This is a genomic window from Ideonella oryzae (assembly GCF_024055665.1).
Lineage (GTDB): Bacteria > Pseudomonadota > Gammaproteobacteria > Burkholderiales > Burkholderiaceae_C > Ideonella > Ideonella oryzae.
Window position 1 is genome coordinate 341,194 of sequence record NZ_JAMXMC010000005.1, and the last position, 17,475, is coordinate 358,668.

The window sequence follows — 17,475 nt, forward strand, 5'->3', positions numbered from 1 at the left end:
CTCGCGGGGGGTTTCAGGCCGGGGCGCGGCCGGGCCGCTGGGCCGGCAACGCGCGGATCGGGATCACCCGCTGGCGCGCCTGGGCGATCAGCGGGGCGCAGCGGGCCGGGTCGTCGTGGATGGCCACGCAGTCCAGGCACTGGAAGCACTCGGCGTAGTCCACCGTGCCCTCGGGCGCGATGGCCTGGTAGTGGCAGCGGTGACGGCAGGTCTGGCAAGGTGTGCCGCACTCCATGCGCCGGGCGATCCAGTCCCAGCGGCGCAGCTGGCCCAGCAGGGCCAGGCCCGCGCCCAGCGGGCACAGGTAGCGGCAGAAGCCCTTGTAGAGAAAGAGCGACAGGGCCAGCAGCGCCACCGCCCAGGCCACCGCCGGCCAGGCGCGCTGGAAGCCCAGGGTGATGGCCGTCTTGAAGGGCTCGAACTCCACCACCCGGTCCACCCAGGCCCCATGCACCGGCGCCACGGCGGCCACGCCGACGATCCCCGCCAGCACGATGTACTTCAGGCGCTTGAGGCGCCGGTCCCAGGCCATGCGCAGGCGCCGGGGCTTCAGGCCCAGGCGTTGCCCCAGCATCGCCACCAGCTCCTGGAAGGCGCCGAAGGGGCACAGCCAGCCGCAGAAGGTGCCACGGCCCCACAGCACCAGGCTCACCGCCACCACGGCCCACAGCGCCACCGTCATCGGGTCGAGCAGGAAGAAGCCCAGGCCGCGCCCTTCGCGCAGGGCCTGGATGAAGGCGGTGAGGTTGACGATGGAGAGCTGCCCCTGCGCCCACCAGCCGATGAAGCCCAGCGTGAAGAGCAGGAAGCCCACCCGCGCGCGCGGCAGCCAGTGTGGCCGGCTCACCCACACCGAGGGCCGCAGCAGCGCGCCGCCGAGCAGGGCCAGCGCCACCGCCAGCACAGCCAGGTCCACCCAGCGGCTCTTCCAGGCCGCCACCCACGGCGCCTGCGGCGGCTCGGGGCGGATCAGCTGGTCCTCGGGCAGGCTGTAGCGCAGCGTGAAGTCGCGGGCGATCTTCTCGACAAAGCCCGAACCCTTGACGCGCACCACCCGCAGACCGAAGTCCAGCGGCTGGCCCGGGTCCAGGCCGGCCGCGCCGATGACACGCATCACCTTGGCATCGCGCGTGTTCCAGCCGGGCGGCAGCTTCAGCGGCTCGTCCAGGTCCAGGTCGCGCAGCTCGATCGAGAGCTCGCCCTGGTGCAGATTCAGGCGGTCGGGCACGGCGCCGCGGGTGAAGTCGTCGCCCACGAAGCTGTAGCCCGACAGCGGCACCACCAGCAAGGCATGGTCGCCCGGGTCGAGCCGGCCCTTCAGGTGGTCCCAGCCGGCCTCGCTGAGCAGGTTGCGGCCCACCAGCGGCGCGCTCAGCCAGGCCACCGCCACTTCCGCCAGCGGCGGCGCGCCCGGCGGCACCGATTGCTCCACGCCGCTGCCGGCAAAGGCCTTCTCGCCCTCGGCCGCCCCCACCGTCAGCACGCGGAGCAGGCCCGCGCGCTGCAGGGCGACGGCATCCATCGGCTGCCAACGGTCCTCGCGCACCCGGGCCAGGCTGGCCGGATCGGCCCCGCCGGCCCAGCCCATCTTGGCCCGGGCCACCTGCAAGGCGGCCGACAGCACGCTCTGGTTGACGATGCGCACCGAGGCGGTGGCCTTGGCCACGCCATCGAAGGTGACGTTGGCGCTGGTGGCCTGCACGCCGCGCGGCCCCGGCCCACCGATGCGCACCGACTGGCGCAACGACAGGCCCTTGTACTGTTCGACAAAGTGCAGCAGCGGTGCCGGCCCCAGGCCATCGACGAAGACCGGCTCATGCTGCGACACCACCTGCACATCGACCAGGCGGCCCTGCGGGTCCAGCACGATCAGCAGGTCCACCGGCGTGCCGGAGAAGCCCGGCAGCGCCGCGAAATCTACCGACTCGAAGACATAGCCGGCCAGGGAGCGGGAGGTGGTCTCCGGCCGGAACACCGGCCAGACCGGCAGCTGCGCATCGCGCTCGCCCAGCACCAGCGGGGCCGGCAGACGGGCCTGCAGCGCGGCGGCGTCCAGTTGGCCAGCCCAGCCCGGCAGGCTGGCCAGCAGCAGCCACACCGACACCCAGGCCGCCACCCAGTGGCGGGCGATGGCGCCCAGGCGGCGCAGCAGGCTCACGATCACCCGCTCTCCCCTCATCCCGCCAGCCCCCGGCCACCGGCCCGCCCCAAACCGCGCTGCGGGTCGTAGGCCCAGCAGGCCAGCGCGAAACAGACGACCAGCGTGCCCAGCACGATCCACGGCGACGCCCCGGCCGACTGGCCGTGGAAGGCAAAGCGCATCCATTCGACCGCGTGGGTGAAGGGGTTGAGCTCGGCCACCCGGCTCACCCACTGCGCGCCGGAGGACTGCAGCTTCCACAGCGGATACAGCGCGGTGGACAGGAAGTACAGCGGGAAGATCACGAAGTTCATCGCGCCAGCGAAGTTCTCCAGCTGGCGCACCGTGACCGACAACAGCAGGCCCAGCGCGGCCAGCATCAGCGCACTGACCAGCAGCGCCACCAGGCCGCCCAGGGCCGCCAGCGGATGCCAGGGCAGCGTGGTGCCCATGGCGGCCGCCACCGCCAGAAAGGCCGCCACCTGCACCAGGCTCAGCACCGCGGCGGCCAGCAGCCGCGCGCCCAGCAGCAGCGGGCGCGGCAGCGGCGCGGTCAGCAGCAGGCGCATCAGGCCCATCTCGCGGTCGTAGACCAGCGCCAGCGAGGACTGCATGCCGTTGAAGAGCATCACCATGCCCATCAGGCCCGGCAGCACATAGGTGTCGTAGGGCACGGCGTCGCCATAGGGCGCGGTGGGCTGGGCGCCCAGGTCGTGGCGGAAGCCCGCGGCAAACACCGCCAGCCACAGCAGCGGCCGCACCAGGGCCGAGACCAGGCGGCCACGCTGCTGCACGAAGCGCTGCAACTCCCGGCCGACGATGGCCCCGATGGCGCCGGCGGCATGGGCCAGCGGCGCGCGGCGGCGCAGCGGTGGCGTGAGCACGGTGGCGGGATGGGGTGAGCGCATGGGGGGAACCGCGGACGGGGGCAACAACGGGAAGGTTCGGCGCCGACTCAGTGCTGAGTGGCCCGGAGGAAGGCCGCTTCCAGGGTCTGGCCGCCCAGCCGCTGGGTGACCACCTCGGGTGGGCCATCGGCCAGCAGGTGGCCGTGGTGCAGCACCAGCACGCGGTCGGCCTGGGCCGCCTCGTCCACCAGGTGGGTGGCCCACAGCACGGTCAGGCCCTGCTCGCGCACGCCGGCCTGCAGATCGGCCAGCAGCTCCTGGCGCGAGCGTGGGTCCAGGCCCACGGTGGCCTCGTCCATCAGCAGCAGGGCGGGCCCGTGCAGCAGGGCGCGCGCCAGCTCCACCTTGCGGCGCTGGCCGCCAGAAAGGGTTCGCGCCGGCAGATCCAGCTGCTCGGTCAGGCGAAAGCGCTGGGCCAGCGCGGCAATACCCGCCTCGGCGTCGGCCGCCAGCAGCCCCTGCAGGCGTGCGTGAAAACGCAGGTTGCGTCGCACGGTCAGGTCCAGGTCCAAGGACGGCTGCTGGAACACCACGCCCAGCCGGGCCAGGGCCGCACAGGGCTGGCGGGCCAGGGAGCAGCCGGCCACCGTCACCTCGCCCTCGTCGGCCGCGTACAGGCCGCTGAGCACCTGGAACAGCGTGCTCTTGCCAGCGCCGTTGGGGCCCAGCAGCGCGGTGAAGCTGCCCGGCGCGATGTCCAGGTTCAGGTCATCCAGCGCCACCAGCGCGCCATAGCGCTGGGTCAGGCCGCGCACGCTCAGCATGCGGCCGCCGGCGCGGAGGCCAGGTCCGACAGGCCGTCGGCACTGAGCGCCAGCGACGCCGCATCGCCCCGGAAGACCAGCCCGCCCGCCTTGGCCGCGCCGGGCACGAAGCGCAGCGGTGCACTGGCCGGCTCGGCACGGTGGCGGGCCCCGTCCAGCACCGCGTCGATCAGGCCACGCGCCGGGCTCTTGGGGCAAACCGGGTCGGTGGCCGCGGCGTTGCCCGTCACCAGGAAGGCCTGGCAGCGGCAGCCGCCCAGGTCGGTGTGGCGATCGTCACAGCCGGCACAGGTGGGGTCCATCCAGCCCTGGCCGCGGTAGGCGTTGAAGGCCGCACTCTCGACCCAGGCCTCGCGCACCGGGGTGTCACGCAGGTTGGGAAAGTCCAGGCCCGGCAGCATGCGCGCGCTGTGGCAGGGCAGCGCCACGCCATCGGGCGCCACCACCAGGAAGACCGCCCCCCAGCCGGCCATGCAGGGCTTGGGCTTGGCATCGGCGTAGTCGGGCGACACCCACAGCACCTTCATGCGCGAGACCCCGCGTTCGCGGTAGGCCATGACCATGGCTTCGGCGTCGCGCAGTTCGTCTCGCGTGGGCATCAGGGCCTCGCGGTTGAGCCAGGCCCAGCCGTAGTACTGGGTGTTGGCCAGCTCCAGGTAGTCCGCACCCATGCGCTCGGCCATCTCGATGATGCGGCCCACATGCGGCAGGTTGAAGCGGTGCATCACGCAGTTGAGCACCATGGGGTAGCCCAGCGACTTGATGATGCCGGCCACCTTGTTCTTGAGCTCGAAAGTGCGGGTGGAGCTGATGAAGTCGTTGAGCTCGCGGGTGGAGTCCTGGAAGGACAGCTGGATGTGGTCCAGCCCCGCCTCCTTCAGGGCGCGGGCACGGGCCTCGGTCAGGCCGATGCCGGAGGTGATGAGGTTGGTGTAGAAGCCCAGGCCGTGGGCGTGGGCCACCAGCTCTTCCAGGTCCTCGCGCAGCAGGGGCTCGCCGCCGGAGAAGCCCAGCTGCACCGCGCCCATGGCACGGGCCTCGGCCAGCACGCGCTTCCAGGTGGCGGTGTCGAGCTCCTGGTCGTGGCGGGCGTAGTCCACCGGATTGGAGCAAAAGGCGCAGTGCAGCGGGCAGCGGTAGGTCAGCTCGGCCAGCAGCCAGAACGGCGGCTTGACCGAGGCCTGGGCAGCGGGTGGGAAGGGTGCCATCTCGGTGTCCTGCAGCAGGCTGCGTTCAGACCAGCCAGCCGCGCTCGCCGGCCTGGCCCAGAAAGGCCTGCACGTCGTCCGACAGCCCGCTCTGCTGGAAGCACTGCTCCAGGTCGGCGATGATGGCCGCCACGTCGCGCTGGCCGTCGCAGCGGCGCAGGATCTCGGCCGCCGGCGTGTTGAGCCGCACCATGCCCTCGGGGTAGAGCAGCACCCAGGCTTCCTGGGCCGCCTCGTACTGCAGACGGAACAGCGGTGCGATGCGGGGCGAGACCGACAGCGGCAGGGCGGGGTTCATGGGCGGCGCTCCTCGGGCAGGTCGTCGGGGTAGGCGCGCTCGATCGCGTCGAGCATGCACCACAGCACATCGAGCTTGAAGTCCAGAATCTCCAGGGCCCGCTCCTGGCGCGCGCGGGTGCTGCACCAGCGGCGCGCCACTTCCAGGCCGTGCTCCACGTCGCGCGTGGCCAGCGGGATTCGGCTGCGGAAGTAGCCCAGGCCTTCGGGCTGGATCCAGGGATACAGCGAGGGCCAGCCGGCCAGGCGGTCGGCGTGGATGCGGGGCGCGAACATCTCGGTCAGCGAGGAGATGGCCGCCTCTTCCCAGGGCGACTGGGCGGCGAAGTTGACATAGGCATCGACCGCGAAGCGCACGCCGGGCTGCACATGCCGGTGGCTCCAGAGGTCCTCGCGGGCCAGGCCGGTGGCCTCGCCCAGGCGGCTCCAGGCCTCGATGCCGCCGGCGTTGCTGCCCTCGTAGTCGCCCCGGCCGTCGTGGTCCAGGATGCGCTCGAGCCAGCGGCGACGTTCCTCGCGGTCCGGGCAGTGGGCCAGCACGGCCGCGTCCTTCTGCGGGATGCGGACCTGGTAGTAGAAGCGGTTGGCCACCCAGCCGCGCACCTGGAAGGGCGCCAGCTCGCCGCGGTTGAGCCGGCCGTTGAAGGGGTGGTGGATGTGGTAGCGCGATTCACGCGCGCGCAGCCGGGCTTCGAACTCGGTCCAGGCCCAGGGGGCGCGTTCGTCGAATGCGGGGGGGGCGCTGTCAAAAACCAGGGCGTTCACAGCGTGATCTCCATGCCGTCGTAGGCCACCTCGACACCGCTGGCGGTCAGCAGGGCGCGCTGCGCGCTGCCTTCGTCCAGGATGGGGTTGCTGTTGTTGATGTGGATGAGCACCTTGCGGCGCGCCAGGGTGGTCTGCAGCACTTCCAGCATGCCGGGGCACCCGGGTCGGCCGGTCTGCGGCAGGTGCCCCATTTCGGCGGCGGGCTTGCTGCTCAGGCCGGCGGCCTGCATCTCGTCCTCGCGCCAGAAGGTGCCGTCCACCATCAGGCAATCGGCCCGGCGCATCCAGCCCAGCTCCAGCTCGCCCACCTCGGCCAGGCCGGGGGAATAGAACAGGGTCTGGCCATCGCGCCGATCCTCGATCAGCAGGGCGATGTTGTCGCCCACCACCTGCTCGCGGCGGTGCGGCGAATACGGCGGTGCCTTGCCGGGAATGGCCACGGCGGTGAAGGACAGGTCCTCGAAGCCGGGGATCTCGAATTCGGCGCTCTGCTGCTCGGCGCCCACGGGCACCATGTGCCAGCGGGTGCCGCAGTAATGCTCCAGCACATTGAGCAGGGGCAGGCCGGTGGTCAGGTCCTCGAACACGCAGGGCGTGGCGTAGAGGTTGATGCGCGGGCCTTCGCGCAGGCCCAGCAGGCCGGTGACGTGGTCGATCTGCGCATCCATCAGCACCACCGCCTCGATGGGGGTGTGGCGCAGCCCGTGGCGCGGGTGCAGCTGAGGATGCTGGCGGATCTGGGTGCCGATGTCCGGGGAAGCGTTGAGCAACACCCAGCGCTCGCCGTCAGGCGAGACGGCGATGGAGCTCTGGGTGCGGGCCTGGGCGCTGATCTGGCCCTGCCGCTGGCCGGCACACAGGGCGCAGTTGCAGTTCCACTGCGGGAAGCCGCCACCCGCGCCGGAGCCGAGCACAAGGATTTTCATGGGAAGACACCGGAGAGATTCGGAAGGTGGGGGGCTGCAGTGGCCGTCAGCAGACCCTGGCAGCCGCCCCCGGGAACAGGCCTGCGCTCAGCGCGCGGCGATGTACATCGTGATCTCGAAGCCGAAACGCAGGTCTTGATAGGCGGGGGTGGTCCAGGTCATGGTTGTCTCCATCAGGGTCGGTCTTGTTCCGGTGCGGGCCCATCCCGCGCCGGACACCTTCCCTTTTGCAAAGCCCATGCCCCCTTGCCGAGATTGCGGCGGGCTTAGGGGTTCATCCCGAGCCCACAGCCCGCTTCGTCCACCAGGACGTCTGGACGCCCCGGGTTTGCCTGCATGCCGGACAAGATGCCGGCCCCCGCCTCCCGGCGGGGTATCTGTCCAGGCTGTACCAGGGTGGGACAGCCGGGTGACAGGCCGGCGTTGCTGGCACAGGGTTGTCCCGTGCCGGCAGATTGCTCAGGGCTTCTGGGCCCAGCGCAGCTTGCGGTAGATGGTGTTGCGGCTGATGCCCAGCTGCTTGGAGGCCAGGGAGATGTTGCCCTGCGCAGCCTCGACCGCGGCGCGGATCAGGTCGATCTCGGCCTCACCCAGGGTGCGCGGCCCCGCAGGGGTCGGCGCCTCGGCCGCCGTCTGTGCCGCAGCGGGCTGCGGCATGCGCGCCGCAGGCGCCGCAGCAGCCCCCCAGGCCGGGACCGGCTCCGAGATGCCGGAGCCGGCATAGGCCGACGCGGGCGGCGGCGCCGGCACCAGCCAGGATGGCTCCTGCGCCGAACTGGCCGGCGGCGTCTGCCGCCGCACGTCGTCGAGGAAATCGTCCGACAGGTGCTGTTCGGTGATCTGCGGCTCGCCGGCCGCCATCACCGCGGCCGTGCGCAGCACCGTGGCCAGCTGGCGCACATTGCCGGGCCATTGGTAGCGCAGGAAGAGCGCCATCACCGCCGGGCTGATCTGCAGGTCGCCGCCCACGCCCAGCGTGCTCAGAATGCGCCGGGCCACCACCGCAAGGTCGCTGCGGTCACGCAGGGCCGGCAGGCGGACCACCAGGCCGTTGAGGCGGTAGTAGAGATCCTCGCGGAACTTGCCCTGCTCGATCATGCCGCGCAGGTCGCGGTGGGTGGCGCTGACCACCGAGATGTCCACCGGGATGGACTTCTGGCTGCCCAGCGGCGTGACGCAGCGCTCCTGCAGCACGCGCAGCAGGTGGGCCTGCAGGCCCAGCGGCATGTCACCGATTTCATCGAGGAACAGGGTGCCGCCGTTGGCCTGCAGGATGCGGCCCGTGGCCCCCTTGCGGCGCGCGCCGGTGAAGGCCCCCTCTTCGTAGCCGAACAGCTCAGCCTCGATCAGTGTCTCGGGAATGGAGGCGCAGTTGACCGCCACGAAGGGCTGCTTGGCACGGTGCGAGTCCTGGTGGACGGCGCGCGCCAGCAACTCCTTGCCGGTGCCGGTCTCGCCCAGGATCATCAGCGGGATGTCCCGGTTGAGGATGCGCTGCACCTTGCGCACCACCGATTCGATCTGCGCGTCGCCGGTGGCCAGGTAGTGCAGGCCGGAGAGCCGGGCCTCGTTGGCGCCGGCCTCCATTCGGGCCCGTTCGTCGAGCCCGGCGGCAACGGCCTGGCGCTCGACCGACGACTCCATCGCCTGGGGCGGGACCGCCATGGGCAAGGGCTCGGCCAGGCCCGTCAGGCGCTGCAGCGCGCCGGTGACGCGGGGGCTGGCATGCAGCAGGCGGCCGTTGGGCAGCTGCAGGCGCATGGGCTGCGCCAGCGGGGCCCGCAGGTGGTCCACCAGCACGCCCAGGTTGATGTTGAAGAGGCTGTCCAGGGTGTGCAGGCGCACCGAGGCGCTGCTCATGTCCAGCAGATCCAGCGCGGCCCGGTTGGCCCCCTGGATGCGGCCATCGGCCCCCACCACCAGAATGCCCTCGAGCAGGGTGCCGATGAACTCGGGCCGGATGTGGAAATGCAGCCGCACCCGGTCTCCGCTGTCATCGGTCAGCCAGTGGTTCTCGATCATGCGGGCCGACATGCGCACCAGACCCATGGTGTGCTGGTGGTAGGTGCGCTGATCCCCGCTGACGTCCAGCACGCCCAGGATGTTGCCCCGCGGGTCGAAGATGGGTGCGGCCGAGCAGGTCAGGAAGCTGTTGATGTGCATGAAGTGCTCGGCGGCATGGACCAGCGTGGGCCGCTCCTCCACCAGCGCCGTGCCCACCGCGTTCGTGCCCTTGGACTGCTCGGCCCAGTTCACGCCCGGAGACAGGGCCACCTTGTTGGCCCGGGCCATGAAGCTGTCGTCGCCCACCGTGTGCAGGATGGTGCCTTGCGCATCGGTCAGCACGATCATGCTGTCGGTGTTGACGATCTGCTCGAGCAGCAGTTCCATCACCGGGGCGGCACGGCTGAACAGGCGCAGGTTGCGCTCCTGGGCCAGGTTCAGGTCACCGCGCAGCATGGGCTCGTAGTCGGGCCGCTCCACCCGGGACAGCCCCAGGGCCGCACAGCGCAGATGGGACTGCTCGATGCGCTCCAGGTGGGCCTGGGCCAGGTCCTGCGGCATGGCCACCGGGGCCGTCCAGCCCCCCGCGAAAGCGCCCGTCCGGTCTCCGGCCGGGGCATTGCCCGTCGACATGGTCATGTGTGTTCTCCTGCCGCCCGCACGCGGGCTTGTCTCCGTCTTGTCCCGGGTCAACCCTGAGAGGATCTGTCCTCCAGGAGCGCGGAACTGTTCATTCCTGCAACAGGTTCTGATGGCTTTCAGAGACCTGTCCGACAGGTGCTTGACCGCACCGCCCATGCCTGCGCCACGCTCAGTGGCAGAGGTATTGAAGCAGATGCCTGGGTCGGTGGGAATCGGTGCAACAACTGTTCCTGCGTGAAGCATTTGGCCATGGCACATGGTTTGCCTTCGCTCAGGGCACGGTACCCCGACATCGACAACAGGAGACAAGCCACATGACCTCGACCGTTTCCCGCAACCGACTCCATCCCTTGGCACGCTGGGCACGCATGGGCGCGCTGCTGTGCAGCCTGGGCGCTGCCGGCCTGGCCGCCTGGGCCCATGGCGACGTGACGCCCCAACCCATCGACACCACTGGCCTGCCCAACCTGGGCGAGGGCTGGCGCACCGAGAATCCGTTCAGCGGCAACGAGCTGGCCATCAAGATCGGCACCTCGGGCTTCAACCAGAACTGCGCCCGCTGCCACGGCCTGGAGGCCATCTCCGGCGGCATCGCCCCCGACCTGCGCCGCCTGGACAACGACTGCGTGGGCATGCCCGACGCCGACCAGCGCAAGGCCTGCAAGACCGAGATGGACGAGTACTTCATCACCACCGTCCGCCATGGGCGCACCCGCAACGGCGCGGTCTACATGCCGCCGTTCGAAGGCGTGCTGAGTCAAGAGGCCCTGTGGACCATCAAGTCCTACCTCGAAACCCGCCGCGAAAAGCCCATGCCCTGAGCGGGCCGGAGGTCCAGTCATGCACACCACGAACCCTGGCCGCCGCGCCCTGCTGCGCGGCCTGGCCGCCGTCGCCCTGACGGCGCCAATGTGGCCTGCCGCGGCCACCACGCTGGCCCAGGTGCGCGAACGCGGCACCCTGAAGGTCGGCATCTACAACGACATGCCACCGTTCCACCAGAACGGCAAGGGCATCGACGTCGACGTGGGTCAAGCCCTGGCCGACGCGCTCGGGGTGAAACTGGCGCTGCTGCCGTTCACCGCCGATGAAAACATGAACGACGACCTGCGCAACATGGTTTGGAAGGGGCATTACCTGGGCTACGGCCCGGCGGATGTGCTGCTGCATGTGCCGGTGGACGCGCCGCTGATGGATGCCAACCCGCAGACGCTGATCTTCGGCCCCTATTGCCGCGAGAAAGTTGCCATTGCGCGGCGGCTGTCCGAACTGCCCCGGCTCGACACCCTCACCCCGCTGGTCGGCCAGCCGGTGGCCGTGCCGGGTCAGACCCTGGCGGGCTGGTTGTTGATCGGCGCCAACGACGGCATGCTGCGAGACACCCTGCGCACCCAATGGAAGGATGGCACCGAGGCGGCCCGGGCCCTGAGCCAGGGCGAAGTGGTGGCCGCGGCCGGCCTGGCCTCCGAGCTGCAGAGCGTGCTGCAGGACGACCCACGTTTTGCGATCACCCCCCTGCCCATGCCCCAGGCCCCGCGCGATGGCTGGGCCGTGGGCCTGGCCGTCAAGCGCGATGCCGAGGACCTGGCCGGTGCCCTGAGCGCCGCGCTGGCCCAGATGACCCAGGATGGCCGCCTGCGCCAGATCTTTGCGAAGCAACATGTGACGTGGCAGGCCGCCTGAGCCCGCACCGAACCCCAACCCCGAGGAGACACACGATGACCCGATCCCTGCTTCTGCTGGCAGCCGCCCTGCCGGTGGCCCTGGCCCAGCCGGCCCTGGCCGCCAATGACAACGACGCCGTGATGAAGGCCCTGGCCAGCAAGAGCGGCTGCTTCACCTGCCACCACATCGAGCCGGGCTCCAAAGGCCCCAACGGCATGGCCCCGGTGGGACCGGACTGGCAGGACGTGGCCGACAAGTACCGCGGCAACCCGGACGCGCTGGATGCGCTGACCCACACGGTGATGACGGGTTCCAACCCCTACGCCAGCCACTGGAAGGGCCGCGTGAGCGGTCTGGCCATGCCGCCCAATGCGGTGGCCGTGACCGAAGCCGACGCGCGTCGACTGGTGCAGTGGATTCTGTCGATGCCACCCAAGCAGTGAACATCGGGCAGGGCCGCCCGCCCGCGGGACCCAGGCCCTGCCGGTCCGCCCGGGCCCTCAGTGCGAGGCGCGGGCGCCCGCCTTGTCCGGGGTGGTGGCGTCGCCGCCATCCGCAGTGCTTTGGCTCCCGTCACCGCCCTCGCCGCCCGAATCGGGTTTGGGCTTGGGCTTCGCGAGGTCTTCCGGCTTGAGCTGCGGTGTGACGGCGTCGAGCTTGTTCTCCCGCATGTACTCGTCCATCTCGCGCCAGCCGGCGTAGACGGCGGCCTTGTCGGCCTTGCGGTTGAGCAGGTAGCAATCCTCGATGGCACGCCCGCCATTGCGGCAGGCGCCGCCAATGGCCTTGCCCTCGGCCTCGCGCTTCTCGGACTGCACCTTGGGCGTGTCGATGCCCAGCTGGTCACAACCGGACAGCAGGACGAGCACGGCAAGGGCAGAGAGGACGGAACGCATTGCGGGACCTTGAAAGCCAACAGGGAACGGTCGCCCGTTCCCTGCTCTTATCGGCCCGCCCGGCCGTGAACTTGAGCCCCGCCGGGGCCGCAGAACGCCCCGCCGCCCTCAGGCCCGCCGGCCCTGCGCCTGGGCCAGCGCCATCAGGCGCTCCACCCGCTCCTCGGTGGAGGGGTGGGTCGAGAACAGGCCGCTCAGGCCCCGCCCGGACAGCGGGTTCATGATCATCATCTGGGCCGTCTCGGGATGGGCTTCCGCGGTCTGCAGCGGGATGCCCTGCGCGTAGCGATGGATCTTCTGCAGCGCGCTGGCCAGCGCCATCGGGTCGCCCGAGATCTCGGCGCCGCCGCGGTCAGCCTCGAACTCGCGGGCCCGGCTGATGGCCATCTGGATCAGGCTGGCCGCGATCGGCGCCAGGATCATGACCAGGATCGAAACGATGGGGTTGACGGGCCGTCCCTCCTCGTCCCGCCCCCCGAAGATCATCGCGAAGTTGGCCAGCATGCCGATGGCACCGGCCATCGTCGCGCTGATGGTGGAGATGAGGATGTCGCGGTGCTGTACGTGCGCCAGCTCGTGGGCCATCACGCCGCGCAGCTCGCGCTCGGTCAGCACCCGCAGGATGCCGGTGGTGGCCGCCACCGCCGCGTGCTGCGGGTTGCGGCCGGTGGCAAAGGCATTGGGCGCGTCTTCGTTGATCAGGTAGACCCGCGGCATCGGCAGGCCGGCGTTGGCCGCCAACTCCTGCACCAGACGGTAGAACTGGGGCGCGGTCTGGGCATCGACCTCCTGCGCGTTGTACATGCGCAGGACCATCTTGTCCGAGAACCAGTAGCTGAAGAAGTTCATGCCCAGCGCCAGCAGCAGGGCCAGCACCATGCCCTGCTGGCCACCCAGCAGGCGGCCGATGACCATGAACAGCGCGGTGATGGCGGCCATCAGGACGGCCGTCTTCATCAGGTTGAACATTGTGGTGGGTCCTTTTCAGGCGAACGGCAGTGAATGTTCTGCTGAGATGCGGACGGAAGGTCGAAGTTCAACCCGCCCGCCCCGTCCGGCCCGCAGTGCAGCGGACTCAGTGGCGCTGCGAGACCGGCGGCGCCGGCTCGACCAGCGAAGCCCCCAGCAGTTGCGGACGGGCCTGCAACAAGGCCGACGCCGGCAGCCGCTTGCCGCCGGGCCGCTGGATCTGGCTGATCTCCAGCCCGCCCTGCCCACAGGCCACGGTGAAGCGCTCCGGCGTGACCGACACCACGGTGCCCGGCACACCCTGCACCTCGGGCCGGCAGCGCGCCTGCCAGAGCTTCACCACCTCGCCTTCGCAGACGAAGCTGGCCCCCGGGAAGGGGTCGAAGGCCCGCACGCGGCGCTCGATCACCGCCGCCGGCAGCTGCCAGTCGATGGCGCTCTCGGCCTTGTCGATCTTGTGGGCGTAGCAGACGCCCTCGGTTGGCTGCGGCACGGCCACCAACTGCTGGGCCTGGGCCAGGTGAAGGGCCTGGACGATCAGGCGCCCGCCCAATGCGGCCAAGCGGTCGTGCAGCGTGGCCGTGGTGTCCTCGGGGCGGATGATCTCTTCCATCGCCAGCAGCATGTCGCCGGTGTCCAGGCCCTCGTCCATCTGCATCACGGTGATGCCGGTGGTGGCGTCCCCTGCCTCGATGGCCCGGTGGATCGGCGCTGCCCCACGCCAGCGGGGCAGCAGCGAGGCATGGATGTTCAGGCAGCCCAGGCGCGGCCACTGCAGCACCCAGGCAGGCAGGATCAGGCCGTAGGCCGCCACCACCATCACGTCGATGGCGGCAGCCTCCAGCGCCAGGCGAGCCGCCTGGGCATCTTCCGGATAGCGGCCGTCGAGCCTCAGGCTGCGGGGCTGGGCGATCTGGGCACCCATGTTCAGGCCCAGTTGCTTGACGGGCGAGGGCGAGAGCTTCATGCCGCGCCCGGCCGGCCGGTCCGGCTGGGTCAGCACCAGAGGCACCACGTACCCGGCGTCGTGCAGGGCCTGCAGGGCCACCGCGGCAAATTCCGGCGTGCCGGCAAAGGCCACGCGCAGTGCGGTGCCCGGAGAGGGTTCAAGCATGGCGGCCCCTCAGCGATGCTTCTGTTCTTCGCGGCTGCGCTTGAGCATCTTGGCCTTGATGCGCTCCCGCTTGAGCGGGCTGAGGTATTCGACGAAGACCTTGCCCATCAGATGGTCCATCTCGTGCTGCACGCAGACGGCTGCCAGACCCTCGACCGCCATCTCATAGGTCTGGCCATTGCGATCCAGAGCCCGCACCGTCACCTTGGCGTGGCGCTGGACAGCGTCATAGATCGTCGGCACGGACAGGCACCCCTCGTCGCCCACCATCATCTCCTCGCTGACGGTGACCAGCTCGGGGTTGATCAGCACCCGGGGCTCGTCGCGCTCTTCGGAGGTGTCCATCACGATGACCCGCTGGTGCACATCCACCTGGGTCGCAGCCAGGCCGACGCCTTCGGCCTCGTACATCGTCTCCAGCATGTCATCGACCAGCTGACGCAGACGGTCGTCCACCTCCTTCACCGGAGCGGCCACGGTGTGCAGTCGGGGATCGGGATAGCGAAGGATGGAAAGCTGAGCCATGGAAGCAGGGAAAGACGGAAATGGAGGGGCCGAAGCGACCCGGCACTGTGGAATCTGTGCAACGTCCGGTTTCAAACCCAGCCAAGGGGCGTGAGTTTCGTCGTACCGATTTCATTGCGACATCAAGGGTTTAGGGGCAGAATTTGCCAGACTTTCTCATGATTGCCCCGAGCTGTGTCTGGTCTTGCCGTGCATTTGAGGCACGCAGGCTCGACAACAGGATTGTTGCACCGTCACCGATTTCCGGCTCATCGCCCGGGAGTGTCCATACATGAGCCGCACGCTTGCTCGCACCGCCGTTTCCGCTTCCCTGCTGGCCCTGGGCCTTGGCAGCCTGACGGCCGTCCCGGCCTGGGGTGCCAACTACCCCATCACGCCGGGGCAGCGCGCCACCGCCCAGGAAGTGGCTCAGGCCGGTGTTCCGCTGTCCGAGCTGGCACCCAGCGCCCCCGACACCTACACCGTCAAGAAGGGCGACACCCTGTGGGATATCTCCAAGCTCTACCTGCGCAAGCCTTGGCGCTGGCCCGAGCTGTGGGGCATGAACATGCAGGAGATCCGCAACCCTCACCTGATCTATCCCGGTCAGGTGCTCTACCTGGACAAATCCAATGGCCGCGCCCGGCTGACCCTGGCCCGGCCGGTGTCTTCGGCCGAGGACGGCAAGCTGTCGCCCCAGGTGCGGGCCGAGGCGCTGGCCAGCGACGCCATCTCCTCTGTGCCGATGAGCCTGATCGGCCCCTTCCTGACCGATGCGGTGGTCTTCGAGACCAATGAGCTCGAAACGGCCCCGCGCATCGTCGCCACCCAGGAGGGCCGGGTGATGCTGGGCCGCGGTGACCGGGCCTATGTGCGCGGCGACGTCTCCGGCGCCCGTCTCTGGCAGATCTTCCGTGAACCCAAGCCGCTGACCGATCCGGACACGGGCGAGATCCTGGGCTTCGAAGCGCGCCATGTGGGCGCAGCCGAACTGGTCCGTGCCGCCGACGAGAGCCAGACACCGGAAGGGGGCGCCATCGTCCCCTCCACTTTCCTGGTCACCCAGCTGCGGGAAGAGGCCGGTGTGGGCGACCGCATCGCCCCCCTGCCCCCCAAGGATTACAGCCCGTTCGCCCCGCACGCGCCCACCAGCCCGCTGGCCGGTCGGATCATCTCGCTCTACGGCGACCACCTGAGCGCCGGTCAAAACCAGATCGTCGCGCTCAACCGCGGCCTGCGCGACGGCGTCGAGCGGGGCCACGTGCTGGCCCTGTGGTCGGCAGGCAGCCTGCACCAGGACAGCACCGATCCGGACCACGCCATGCTGCAGCTGCCCGATGAGCGCAATGGGTTGCTGTTCGTGTTCCGCGTCTTCGAGCGGGTGTCCTACGCCCTGATCCTCAACGTGCAGGATCCCGTCAAGCTCGGGGATCGCTTCAGCCAGCCCTGACGGAACCGGCTGTCCGTGCTTCGGCAGGCGCGCAGCCCTTCAGCCCCGATGGCCGCGGATGAACGCCTGGATTGGCTGCTCCTGACCCAGACCCCGGGCCTGGGGCGCGAAGCCCAGCGCCGGTTGCTGGCCGCCTTCGGCTCGCCTGCCGCGGTGCTGCGCGCCGATGCGCGGCGCTGGACGGAGGTGGCCGGTCCTGCCGCTGCCCAGGCCCTGGGCGCGCCTCCGGAAGACCGCCTGGCACTGGCCGAGCGCACACTGCGCTGGCTGGAGGAAGCCCCCGCCCTGCGGCACCTCCTGCCCTTGGGACATCCCGATTACCCCGACCTGCTGCTCAACGCCGCCGATCCACCGGTGCTGTTGTACGGCCAGGGTCAGCTGCATTGGCTGCGCACCCCCTGCGCCGCCATCGTGGGCAGCCGCCACGCCTCGCCCCAGGGACTCGACCTGGCCCATGATTTCGCTCGGGCCCTGGCGCAGACCGGCGTCACGGTGGTGTCCGGACTGGCGCTGGGCATCGACGGCGCAGCCCACGAGGGTGCCCTCGACGGCGGTGGCGGCACCGTGGCAGTGGTGGGCACCGGGCTGGACCGGGTCTATCCGGCGCGCCACCGCTCGCTGGCCCATCGCATCCAGGACCAGGGCCTGTTGCTGAGTGAATTCCCGCTGGGCGCGCCGCCCCGACCGGAGCACTTCCCCAGCCGCAACCGCATCATCGCAGGCATGAGCTTGGGCACCCTGGTCGTCGAGGCCGCCCCGAAATCCGGCTCGCTGATCACCGCGCGTCTGGCGGGCGAATGCGGACGGGAGGTGTGGGCCATCCCGGGCTCGGTGCTCTCGCCCCAGTCGCGGGGCTGCCATCAGCTGATCCGAGAGGGCGCCGCCCTGGTCGAGGAGCCGCAGGAAGTGATCGATGCCCTCCGGGCGCTTCATGGCGGCACGGCTCTGCCACCTCCCGCCTCGCCCGCCCCCGTGGTGCCAACGGCCGTCCACGATGACACACAGGCGCCACCTTCAGACGCGCAGGAAGACCCCCTGCTGCAAGCCATGGGACACGACCCCATCACCCTGGACACCCTGGCTGCCCGCTCGGGATGGCCGGTGGACCAGCTGCTGGCCCGCCTGCTGACCCTGGAACTGGAGGGGCGGGTGGCGCGCATGCCGGGCGGCCTGCTGCAACGCCGCGGCCGCGGTTGACCCCCCAAACACCAGCGCCGGAA

Annotated in this window: 18 protein-coding genes; 5 read left to right on the forward strand and 13 right to left on the reverse strand. The window is 70.3% G+C overall.

From position 1 onward, the window contains the following. Positions 1-13 precede the first annotated feature (13 nt). From M0L44_RS10485 to M0L44_RS10525, 9 genes are all read right to left on the reverse strand, one after another. Positions 14-2,158, reverse strand: coding sequence for a 4Fe-4S binding protein (locus tag M0L44_RS10485; protein ID WP_252769667.1), 2,145 nt, complete (start codon positions 2,156-2,158; stop codon positions 14-16). A gap of 17 nt (positions 2,159-2,175) precedes the next feature. Further along, entirely contained in the window at positions 2,176-3,048 is an 873-nt protein-coding gene (locus M0L44_RS10490; protein ID WP_252769668.1) for an ABC transporter permease, read from the reverse strand. 47 nt (positions 3,049-3,095) lie between these two features. After that, positions 3,096-3,812: an ATP-binding cassette domain-containing protein gene (locus M0L44_RS10495; protein ID WP_252769669.1), complete on the reverse strand. Its 717-nt coding sequence runs from the start codon at positions 3,810-3,812 to the stop codon at positions 3,096-3,098. Continuing rightward, complete coding sequence (gene pqqE, locus M0L44_RS10500; protein WP_252769670.1) at positions 3,806-5,020, reverse strand: pyrroloquinoline quinone biosynthesis protein PqqE; 1,215 nt, start codon at positions 5,018-5,020, stop codon at positions 3,806-3,808. Before pqqE ends, M0L44_RS10495 begins: the two co-directional genes overlap by 7 nt. A 25-nt stretch (positions 5,021-5,045) precedes the next feature. Next, the gene (gene pqqD / locus M0L44_RS10505; RefSeq protein WP_252769671.1) at positions 5,046-5,318 is read right to left on the reverse strand and encodes a pyrroloquinoline quinone biosynthesis peptide chaperone PqqD; all 273 of its coding nucleotides are present in this window, start codon (positions 5,316-5,318) and stop codon (positions 5,046-5,048) included. Next, complete coding sequence (pqqC, locus tag M0L44_RS10510) at positions 5,315-6,073, reverse strand: pyrroloquinoline-quinone synthase PqqC (RefSeq protein WP_151123660.1); 759 nt, start codon at positions 6,071-6,073, stop codon at positions 5,315-5,317. Before pqqC ends, pqqD begins: the two co-directional genes overlap by 4 nt. 5 nt (positions 6,074-6,078) lie before the next feature. After that, positions 6,079-7,011, reverse strand: coding sequence for a pyrroloquinoline quinone biosynthesis protein PqqB (gene pqqB, locus M0L44_RS10515; protein WP_252769672.1), 933 nt, complete (start codon positions 7,009-7,011; stop codon positions 6,079-6,081). An 87-nt stretch (positions 7,012-7,098) separates the two neighbouring features. Further along, on the reverse strand, positions 7,099-7,173 hold the full coding sequence (gene pqqA / locus M0L44_RS22045) for a pyrroloquinoline quinone precursor peptide PqqA (protein WP_151123661.1): 75 nt from the start codon (positions 7,171-7,173) through the stop codon (positions 7,099-7,101). 297 nt (positions 7,174-7,470) lie between these two features. Next, positions 7,471-9,654, reverse strand: coding sequence for a sigma-54-dependent Fis family transcriptional regulator (locus M0L44_RS10525; protein ID WP_252769674.1), 2,184 nt, complete (start codon positions 9,652-9,654; stop codon positions 7,471-7,473). Between the two features lie 371 nt (positions 9,655-10,025). On the opposite strand from M0L44_RS10525, the gene pedF reads away from it, so the two are divergent. From pedF to M0L44_RS10540, 3 genes are read left to right on the forward strand one after another with little or no spacing between them, the layout of a single operon-like run. Next, positions 10,026-10,478 carry a cytochrome c-550 PedF gene (pedF, locus tag M0L44_RS10530; RefSeq protein ID WP_252769716.1) on the forward strand — a complete coding sequence of 151 codons (453 nt, stop codon included), beginning with the start codon at positions 10,026-10,028 and terminating at the stop codon, positions 10,476-10,478. Between the two features lie 19 nt (positions 10,479-10,497). Then, the gene (locus tag M0L44_RS10535) at positions 10,498-11,340 is read left to right on the forward strand and encodes a transporter substrate-binding domain-containing protein (RefSeq protein WP_252769675.1); all 843 of its coding nucleotides are present in this window, start codon (positions 10,498-10,500) and stop codon (positions 11,338-11,340) included. A 35-nt stretch (positions 11,341-11,375) separates the two neighbouring features. Further along, on the forward strand, positions 11,376-11,765 hold the full coding sequence (locus M0L44_RS10540; protein ID WP_252769676.1) for a c-type cytochrome: 390 nt from the start codon (positions 11,376-11,378) through the stop codon (positions 11,763-11,765). Positions 11,766-11,822: 57 nt separating this feature from the next. Here M0L44_RS10540 and M0L44_RS10545 read toward each other — a convergent pair whose 3' ends face one another. The 4 genes from M0L44_RS10545 to def all read right to left on the reverse strand — a co-directional run bounded on the left by M0L44_RS10545 (position 11,823) and on the right by def (position 14,826). Beyond that, positions 11,823-12,218, reverse strand: a complete 396-nt coding sequence (locus M0L44_RS10545; protein WP_252769677.1) for a hypothetical protein — start codon at positions 12,216-12,218, stop codon at positions 11,823-11,825. Positions 12,219-12,326: 108 nt separating this feature from the next. Further along, positions 12,327-13,187, reverse strand: coding sequence for a zinc metalloprotease HtpX (gene htpX, locus M0L44_RS10550; RefSeq protein ID WP_252769678.1), 861 nt, complete (start codon positions 13,185-13,187; stop codon positions 12,327-12,329). 106 nt (positions 13,188-13,293) lie between these two features. Further along, on the reverse strand, positions 13,294-14,274 hold the full coding sequence (gene fmt / locus M0L44_RS10555) for a methionyl-tRNA formyltransferase (RefSeq protein WP_252769717.1): 981 nt from the start codon (positions 14,272-14,274) through the stop codon (positions 13,294-13,296). 36 nt (positions 14,275-14,310) lie between these two features. Further along, on the reverse strand, positions 14,311-14,826 hold the full coding sequence (gene def / locus M0L44_RS10560) for a peptide deformylase (RefSeq protein ID WP_252769679.1): 516 nt from the start codon (positions 14,824-14,826) through the stop codon (positions 14,311-14,313). Positions 14,827-15,097: 271 nt separating this feature from the next. Here def and M0L44_RS10565 point away from each other — a divergent pair, with 271 nt between their 5' ends. Both M0L44_RS10565 and dprA read left to right on the forward strand, forming a co-directional pair. Continuing rightward, complete coding sequence (locus M0L44_RS10565; protein WP_252769680.1) at positions 15,098-16,255, forward strand: LysM peptidoglycan-binding domain-containing protein; 1,158 nt, start codon at positions 15,098-15,100, stop codon at positions 16,253-16,255. Positions 16,256-16,303: 48 nt separating this feature from the next. Then, the gene (dprA, locus tag M0L44_RS10570) at positions 16,304-17,452 is read left to right on the forward strand and encodes a DNA-processing protein DprA (protein ID WP_252769681.1); all 1,149 of its coding nucleotides are present in this window, start codon (positions 16,304-16,306) and stop codon (positions 17,450-17,452) included. Positions 17,453-17,475: the final 23 nt, after the last annotated feature.

Bases quoted from the DNA above. Each gene is read 5' to 3' on its own strand.
- M0L44_RS10545 (WP_252769677.1), bottom strand. From the start codon at position 12,218: ATGCGTTCCGTCCTCTCTGCCCTTGCCGTGCTCGTCCTGCTGTCCGGT.
- M0L44_RS10565 (WP_252769680.1), top strand. From the start codon at position 15,098: ATGAGCCGCACGCTTGCTCGCACCGCCGTTTCCGCTTCCCTGCTGGCC.
- def (WP_252769679.1), bottom strand. From the start codon at position 14,826: ATGGCTCAGCTTTCCATCCTTCGCTATCCCGATCCCCGACTGCACACC.
- M0L44_RS10490 (WP_252769668.1), bottom strand. From the start codon at position 3,048: ATGCGCTCACCCCATCCCGCCACCGTGCTCACGCCACCGCTGCGCCGC.
- M0L44_RS10540 (WP_252769676.1), top strand. From the start codon at position 11,376: ATGACCCGATCCCTGCTTCTGCTGGCAGCCGCCCTGCCGGTGGCCCTG.
- pqqB (WP_252769672.1), bottom strand. From the start codon at position 7,011: ATGAAAATCCTTGTGCTCGGCTCCGGCGCGGGTGGCGGCTTCCCGCAG.
- M0L44_RS10525 (WP_252769674.1), bottom strand. From the start codon at position 9,654: ATGACCATGTCGACGGGCAATGCCCCGGCCGGAGACCGGACGGGCGCT.
- M0L44_RS10535 (WP_252769675.1), top strand. From the start codon at position 10,498: ATGCACACCACGAACCCTGGCCGCCGCGCCCTGCTGCGCGGCCTGGCC.
- htpX (WP_252769678.1), bottom strand. From the start codon at position 13,187: ATGTTCAACCTGATGAAGACGGCCGTCCTGATGGCCGCCATCACCGCG.
- pqqE (WP_252769670.1), bottom strand. From the start codon at position 5,020: ATGGCACCCTTCCCACCCGCTGCCCAGGCCTCGGTCAAGCCGCCGTTC.
- M0L44_RS10495 (WP_252769669.1), bottom strand. From the start codon at position 3,812: ATGCTGAGCGTGCGCGGCCTGACCCAGCGCTATGGCGCGCTGGTGGCG.
- pqqD (WP_252769671.1), bottom strand. From the start codon at position 5,318: ATGAACCCCGCCCTGCCGCTGTCGGTCTCGCCCCGCATCGCACCGCTG.
- pedF (WP_252769716.1), top strand. From the start codon at position 10,026: ATGGGCGCGCTGCTGTGCAGCCTGGGCGCTGCCGGCCTGGCCGCCTGG.
- dprA (WP_252769681.1), top strand. From the start codon at position 16,304: ATGGCCGCGGATGAACGCCTGGATTGGCTGCTCCTGACCCAGACCCCG.